5 protein-coding genes and 1 pseudogene are annotated in these 7,480 nt (G+C 74.0%); 2 read left to right on the forward strand and 4 right to left on the reverse strand.

The genetic code is table 11. The features are described 5' to 3' along the window. Positions 1-638: glycoside hydrolase family 16 protein (locus tag ACWCQM_RS40055; RefSeq protein ID WP_450919987.1), on the reverse strand; the 638-nt coding region annotated here is incomplete at its 3' end. 208 nt (positions 639-846) lie between these two features. Here ACWCQM_RS40055 and ACWCQM_RS40060 point away from each other — a divergent pair. Further along, complete coding sequence (locus ACWCQM_RS40060; protein WP_450919988.1) at positions 847-1,050, forward strand: hypothetical protein; 204 nt, start codon at positions 847-849, stop codon at positions 1,048-1,050. A gap of 160 nt (positions 1,051-1,210) precedes the next feature. Then, positions 1,211-1,765, forward strand: a complete 555-nt coding sequence (locus ACWCQM_RS40065; protein WP_450919989.1) for a DNA polymerase ligase N-terminal domain-containing protein — start codon at positions 1,211-1,213, stop codon at positions 1,763-1,765. A 6-nt stretch (positions 1,766-1,771) separates the two neighbouring features. Here ACWCQM_RS40065 and ACWCQM_RS40070 read toward each other — a convergent pair whose 3' ends face one another. From ACWCQM_RS40070 to ACWCQM_RS40080, 3 genes and pseudogenes are all read right to left on the reverse strand, one after another. Beyond that, entirely contained in the window at positions 1,772-6,232 is a 4,461-nt protein-coding gene (locus ACWCQM_RS40070) for a HEAT repeat domain-containing protein (protein WP_450919990.1), read from the reverse strand. 148 nt (positions 6,233-6,380) lie between these two features. Beyond that, the gene (locus ACWCQM_RS40075; protein WP_450919991.1) at positions 6,381-7,079 is read right to left on the reverse strand and encodes a class F sortase; all 699 of its coding nucleotides are present in this window, start codon (positions 7,077-7,079) and stop codon (positions 6,381-6,383) included. A 136-nt stretch (positions 7,080-7,215) separates the two neighbouring features. Next, positions 7,216-7,480, reverse strand: a pseudogene (locus ACWCQM_RS40080) (hypothetical protein); the annotation flags it as partial.

The raw sequence follows: 7,480 nt of genomic DNA on the forward strand, positions 1-7,480 counted from the left end.
GCGCCGATCCCGCCCGAACCCGAGTAGCCCGGACCGTGCAGGGTTCCATGCACGGTGCCGGGCTCGAAGCCGACGTTCTCCATGATGTCGATCTCACCACTGTTGGGCCAGCCCACACTGCCGATGTCCGCGCCCAGCATCCAGAACGCCGGCCAGATGCCCTGACCACGCGGGATCTTCATCCGGCTCTCGACATGACCGTACGTCGACGTGAACCTCCCCGAGGTGTTCAGACGCGACGAGGTGTACTCGCATCTCCCGTACCAGCACTGGTAGTTGCCAGGGTTCTCCTTCCGTGCGGTGATGACCAGATTGCCCTGGCCGTCCAGCGCGGCGTTGCTGGTGCCCGCCGTGTAGTACTGCCGTTCATGGTTGCTGACGTTGTCGCCCGTCTCCGTCAGCCACTTGCCACCGTCGACGGCGGAGCCCGCGGGCCCGTCGAACTCGTCGGCGAAGGCGACGGCCGCCGCCCCGGACGTGGAGGAGGACGCAGCCGTGTGGGGGTCGGGTGCGGCCGAAGCTCCGACGGGCAGGGCGGTCATGGCGACCGAGCAGCAGAGCAGGGAGAGCGCGTAGATCGCGGCGCGGCGCTTCCCTGAGAGGCGCCGCACTGCGTGATGGGGGGTTGGCACAGTCATCACTTCATTTCCTGTGGGGGGAAACCGTGAGGGAAAAACAGTCATGCACATGACAGATACACACCGAGAGGTGAACGCTTGGCACACCAGCCCCATGCGCATCTTTCAACACTTGATTTAATGCAGCCGCCGAAGACCCGTCAAGGATCTGGTCCAGACCGGGCCGGCACGGGCCCGCCTACCCGCCGGCGGCTCCGCGTACGCGGCCGTGCGCACCCTGGACCCGGCGGCGACGGAGCTGCGGGTGGTGGACCGGCTGACGGTCGCCGCCGACCCCGCGCACCGCGGCCGGACGTTCGGCGCCGCGTCTCTGGGGTCTCCGGACGGAATCCGGGTCTGGGAGCCGGTCACCACCTGGTGGCACCGCTCCCGCGCGGCGGCCGACGCCGCCCTGGCGCGGTACACGGGCTGACCCGCCCCGGCCGCACCGGACCGCCCGTACGGCGGCCGTCGTGCGGCGCGCGGTCCTCGGCGGCACAGTGGAGGTACGGGCACGGACGGTGCCGGGTTCTCGCGGCCTCCACGGGGCGGGGCACGCGTCGTCCGGCGGCATCCCGGCGGAAGGATCAGGCGTGGACAGCGAGAGCACACGGCGTTTCGTGGTGCAGATCCACGACGCCCGGCGTATGCACTTCGACTTCCGTCTCGAGGTCGACGGCGTCCTGAAGTCCTGGGCCGTACCGCGAGGCCCCTCGGACAACCCCCGGGACAAGCGGCTGGCCGTACCGACGGAGGACCATCCCCTGGAGTACCGCGAGTTCGAGGGAGTCATTCCGCAGGACGAGCAGGGCAGCGGCACCGTGATCGTCTGGGACCAGGGCGCCTACAGGCCGCTCAGCCACGACCCCGAGGGCAATCCGGTCCCGTTCGCCGAGTCCCTGGAGCGGGGGCACGCCACGTTCTGGCTGGACGGGACCAAGCTGCGCGGCGAGTTCGCCCTCACCCGCTTCCGCATCGACGACCAGGACGGGACGCCGGGACCCGAGGCCTGGCTGCTGATCAAGGCCAACGACCGCCAGGCCGTCCATGACCGGCCTGGCACGCCCGACCCGTACCACGCGCGTTCGGCGCGCACGGGCCGCACGCTGCACCAGGTCGCCGTCGCGGACCGGCAGAGCACTCACTGACCGCGCTCAGGGGGCGGCCCCTTCTCCCCCGGGGCCGGTGAGGCGGTCCAGCACATCGGTGTAGCGGGACCGCTTGTCCGGGCGGGCACGGGCGGCGGCGTGCCGGAGAGCGGGGACGGCCGCCGGGCCCATCAGCAGCAGTCCGTCGGCCGCCTCTGCCCGTACCGCCGGGTGCGGGTGGCCGAGCAGGGCGACCACCGCGGGGACGGCGGGTTCCCAGGAGGCGTGGCAGAGCGTCCTGATCGCCATGCGCCTGATGTCCGGCTGCGGGTCGTCCAGCAGGACGGCGGTGTGGAGCAGGTGGGAGGGCCGGTCGAGCATGGCCCGTGAGGTCCGGTGCGCGTGCAGTCTGACCTTCGGCCTGGGATGGGTCAGCAGTACGCCGATGACGTCCTTCAGCCCCGGGTCCTGGTCGGCGCTCCGGCCCCCGTGCTCCTCCACCAGCCGGGAGAGCGCCCGGCGGATCTGCTCGGGGCCTCCGGTGCGGGCCAGGTCCAGCAGTTCCGACCGCCCCGGGCGGTGGACGGCAGCCTGCGGTGCCGCCGTGGTGGGAGAAGAGCCGGGTGCTCCGAGGAGGAGCCCGTCGGCGAGGCCGTCGCGCCCCTCGGCGCGCAGCCGGTCCCGGACGCGCGTCATCTCCGGCGACGCCGACAGCCGCTGCCCGGCCAGCAGGTCCAGGAATCCCCAGGCACCCGCCTCCAGCCGGGTCCGCAGATGGTCCGCGAGCACATCCGCCGGGGCCGAACGCAGGGCGAGGCCGGTCTCCGCGCGGAGTGCGGCGGGGCCGTCCTCCCACCACCCGAGCAGCAGTGGGACGAAGGGGACGAGGTCCCAGGGGTTGAGGTGCCGGGCAAGCCCGACGACCCTGCCGGGCAGAACGTCCCGGTCGTCCAGACCTGCCGGTCCGACGGCGGCCAGGGCACGGGCGAGACGGCTTCCGGGCGGCGTCCGGACGCGGCCCCGCAGATACGCGTGGAGCACCGCGCGTGCGGCATCCGGCTCCGGCCAGTCGAGGAGCCGGGTGGCCGCCGCGTCCCTGCGGCCGGCATCGGCAGCGTCCAGCATCTCCAGCAGCCGGGTGCGCTGCGCGGCGGAACGCGGCTGGTCGAGATCCCGGGCGCGTACGACTTCCGAAGCCGGGCCCGTGGTCTCCGCGAGGGTCCACGGGGGTACGTCGAGTGGCTGAAGGGCCGTCATCCAGTCGACGAGCAGGGCACGCGCGCGGTCGTCACCGGCCTCCGGATAAACCTCCATGAGGGCCGACAGCTGGTGCCGCGAGCCCGGCGCCGGCTGTTCCAGGCGCCGGAACTCCTCCAGCGCCTCCCCCGTACGGGCCGCCGCGCGCAGCCCGGTCCGCCAGGCCTCCGCCCCGCCGTCGGCGCCGGAGTGCGGGACGGGGGCTCCGAACGCCTCGCGCAGGACGGAGGTTTCGGCGTCCGGGGCATCGGTGCCGAGGCGGGCGGCGGCTAGCGCCCGGTCCAGATCGCCGCCCGTCAGCACGGCCCCGCACGCCTTCAGCAGGAGCAGTGCGGGCAGGTGCGGTGCGGGTGACATGGTGCGTACGGCATCGGCGAGGACCGCGCGCTCGGCACCCGGCAACAGCGGTGCCACGGCGCGGAGTACGGCGAGGAGTTCGGGCCGCCCCTCCCGGTCACCGGCGAGCCCGTCGGCCAGCGTCCGGGCGGAACCCGCGAAGATCCGCAGCTCGTCGTCCGTCCACGGGGCGGGGCACATCCGCAGGACGAAACCCAGCACCCGGCCTGCGGCGCCGGCCGGCGACGAGCGGGCCAGGCCGAGCCATGCGGCGAGCATCGGCCGCAGCCCCCGCAGGCGTGCCGGGTCGAGGACGTCCGGGCTCTCCGCGATACGCAGGGCGGTCGTGGCGTTCCACCCGTGGGCGAGGAGCAGGTCGGCGTCGGCGGCCGGTGAGGGCGCTCCGTGCGCGTCGGCGGACCAGGTGATGCCGTGCGCGGCCGACAGTTCCGCGAGATCGGCGGCGCTCCCCGAACCGAGGCGTATCCGGCCGTCCGCGAGGAGCGCGAGCAGGCCGGGGACGACCGGGGAGCCCTGTTCGGCCAGGGCGAGCACCGTGCGGGAGGCGGGCAGCCGGTCGAGGCTGCGCAGGAGCAGGGTGCGCTCCCGGGGATCGTGGGCGCGTGCGGCGGCGGCGAGGACCGTGGCCGTGCGGGCGTCGCCGAGGATCGCTCCCATTGCGGTGACGGCCTCGGCGCGCAGGCCGGGGTTGTCGTGATGGCCGAGTGTGTGCAGGAGGCCGGGCACGGCCGCGGGCGTGCCGGCGCGGGCCAGCACCGTCGCGGCGGTCTTCCGGATGTTCATGGTGGGGTGGCGGAGCAGCGCGCTGATGGCGGGGCAGGCCCAGCGCGCCCGCGCGTGGCCGAGGGCCAGCAGCGCCTGGCGTACGGTCTGGATGTCATCGGCCCTGGTCAGAGCGATCAGCGTGGCTGACAGTGCCTGCGCGTCCTCGCCCTCCGCGTCCCTGGCCAGGAGTGCGATCGCCTGCTTGCGCACCTGAGGATCGGGGTGGCGCAGCAGCCGGTGCACGCGGGGGCGGGCCCGTGCCGAGGGGGCGTGCCGCAGGGCTTCGAGCAGGATCGACTGCTGGCGGGCCGGGAGCCCGGGCCGCTCCAGCAGGTCCAGCACGATGTCGGCCAGCAGCGCGTCCCCCGCCGCTCCGGGACCGGGGGCGTCGAGCAGGCAGGACGGCCGTATCCGGCGCCGTTCGTACAGCCGGGCGCCCAGACCGCGTATCGCGTGCACGATCGCCGGGGGGACGACGGGTTCCACGGAACGGGCCGGTTCGGGCTGTGCGCCGGTTTCGACGGTCTCCCACGCGGCGGCCAGTTCGCCCACGGTCCGCAGCAGGAGTGCGGCGATGGGCGGCAGGGTGGCCGCGCTGCCGTGGGCGGCCAGCGCGCACAGCGCCGCGACGGGGTCGGGGGGATCGGGCCGCGCGTGCAGCAGGGCCAGTTCCCGTTCGTCCGGGGCGCCCAGGTCGGCCGCGACGGCGGGCGGCAGGGCGGCGGGATCGAGACGGGCGAGGAGGCCGCGCCGCAGGCCGGGATCGGTGTTCAGCTGCCACAGGAGCTCGACCGCCCGGTGGCGGACGGGGCGCAGGTGGACGGCGATGTCACGGCCGTCGGCCCTCGGGCCGAGGGCCTGGGTCAGCGTCGCGACGGTGCGGGGTCCGCCGATGGCTTCAAGGGTACGGAGAGCCGCCTCGGGCGCCTCGGGCAGCAGGCCGAGCACGGCCTCCTCGGCTTCCTCGTACCGGAGTTCGCGGATCGCTTCGAGGAAGGGCCCGGGGAATCGGGCGGAGGTCAGGAGACGGGCGAGGGCCGCTCCGATCGGGAGCTCTCCGGTGCCCTGCTCCGCCAGGGCGACGAGCAGGGCGATCCGGCGCGGCCAGCCCGGGTCGTCCGGCGGTGCGTCGACGAGCAGGCCGAGCACGGCCGTTCGGCAGGTGTAGAGGATCGTCGCGACCGTGCGGGGATCGATGGAGTGATCGGCCAGGGCCAGCCCGACGACGACCGGTGCCTGGGACTCCTCGGGGAAGTGCCCGCGCCGGTGCAGCCCTTGCAAGCAGGTCACCGCGGGCCCGCCGAGCAGCAGCGGGTCCCCGGCCGCGATGTCAAGGAGCGCGCCGATGTCACCGCGTTCCGCCAGTCCGCCGAGGCGTTCCATGGCCGCCCGGCGTACGAGGGGAGGTACGGAGGTGTCCGCCGCGACCCGCGGCAGCAGCCGTCCGTGGCCGTGCCGGGCAGCGGTGTCGAGCGCGAGGACGGCGACGGAGACCGGACGGCCGGGGGCGAGGTACGGAGCGATACGTGCCTGGGGCAGGGGGGCCGAGGCGGCCCACGGCTGGGCCAGTTCCTCCAGGACGGCGGCCGCCACGGCCTGGTCGCCCGGCCGCACGTCGCTCGCCCCCGCGTCGAGCAGCCGGTCGAGATGGGTCCTGGCGAGGCCGGGCGCGAGCAGACCGGCATGAAGTCCCTGCCGGATCAGCCTGACCGCCTCGGTCCGCAGCACCGGGTCCCCGGTACGCGCGAGTTCGGCCACCAGGAGGTCGGGGCGGGCGGCGTCATCGGCGTCGATGCTCCGTACGGCCTGGTAGAGCAGCTCCCCCGGCCGTTCGTCCCGCAGCGCCGAGGAACGCGTGAGAAGCTCGGCCCGCGTCCAGGCGATCCGCACGCGAACCGGCATCCCGGCGTCACGCCAGGGGGGAAGCCGCCCGCCCGGCAGGTGGGTGCCGAGCCGCCCGTAGAGCCCGGCCAGCAGGAGCGACTCCTCCGGGGGCAGGGGCACGTCGTGCGGCAGCAGCTCCGCCAGCGCGGCCAGGTCCGCCGGGGCGGTCGGCGGGTGCGGCCCGTCGAGGCGTTCGGCGATGAGGTGCGGCGCCGGACGTCTCGTCGCCTGGTGTTTTCGCGTGTCGGCGGGGGTCCTGGTCACCGTCGGATAGTAGTGGCCCGGATCGGCTCCCCGGCCGGTGCGTACCGGGCGCCGCCTGTGTCCTGCTGCTCGCCGGGACCGTGCGCCGCGCCGATCTGGCCGGGCAAGAGGCGTTGTCGTACGGGCGTCAGATGTTCCCGGGCGGGGGTCAGGTGTTCTTGGCGGAGGCCAGGTGGGCGAAGACCACGACGTTGTCCTTGTAGTCCTTCGCCTTCTTGTCGTACACACCGCCGCAGGTGATCAGGCGCAGCTGGGCGCTCCCGTTGTCGGCGTACACCCGGTCGTTCGGGAAGTCCGCCTTGCTGAAGGTCTCGACCGAGTCGACCTTGAAGGTGGCCACCGACCCGTCCTCGCGGGTGATGTCCACGGTGTTCCCTGCCTTGAGGGTGCTGAGCAGCAGGAACACGGCGGGCCCCGTCTTGGTGTCGACATGCCCGGCGACCACCGACGTGCCCCGCTCTCCGGGGGTCGCGCCGTCCTTGAACCAGCCGGCCAGGTTGGGGTCGTTCGCGGGCGGGGCGTTCAGCTGTCCGGACGGTCCGATGGCGAGCGGTGTGAAGGGGGCGTCGACCGCGATGGACTTGATCGAGATCCGCTCGGGTTCGGACGGGGGCAGCCCCAGCGGGGCGGTGGACGCAGAGGCCGAGGGCGCCGGCGAGGCCGGTACGGATGAGGCGGAGGGGGCGGGCAGGGCAACCATGGAAGGGGTCGGCGGGACTCCGGCCGACGCGTCGAAAGAGTTGTAGACGAGGAGGAAACCCAGGCCCACCGCCGCGACGGGCCACAGCAGGGAGCGGCCGAGGGCCGGGGAGGCGGAGTCTGCTTCGGACGGCTGCTGGGCGGCCATGCGCATGCTGCCTTTCACGTGCGGAGGTGCGGGAGAACGGGAGGGCTCCCGGCCGGTGTACGGGGAAATCGGCGCGGCCACCGCCCTGGGGAGGGCGGCGGCCACGGCATGATCCATTCGGTGGTACGGGCGCCCGTCAGACCGCGGCGGCACCGGAGGCGTTGCGGCGGCGCAGCTTGTACGCGGCGGCACCGAGACCACCGAGCATCAGCACCGAACCGGCGGCGAGACCGCTGCCGGAGAGCGCCATCGCGCCACCGCCGGTGTGCACGCCACCCTCGGGCTTCTCGTGCTTCCAGGTCTTCTCGCTGTCCCCGGAGCTGGAGGAACCGGACTCCTTGTCCTTCTCCCAGTCGTCCGCCGTCACACCGGCGAGCGCACCGCCACCGGCGTGAACACCA

The organism is Streptomyces sp. NPDC002125 (genome assembly GCF_053593715.1).

Coding starts and splice junctions, on each gene's coding strand:
- ACWCQM_RS40075 (WP_450919991.1), bottom strand. CDS start 7,079: ATGGCCGCCCAGCAGCCGTCCGAAGCAGACTCCGCCTCCCCGGCCCTC.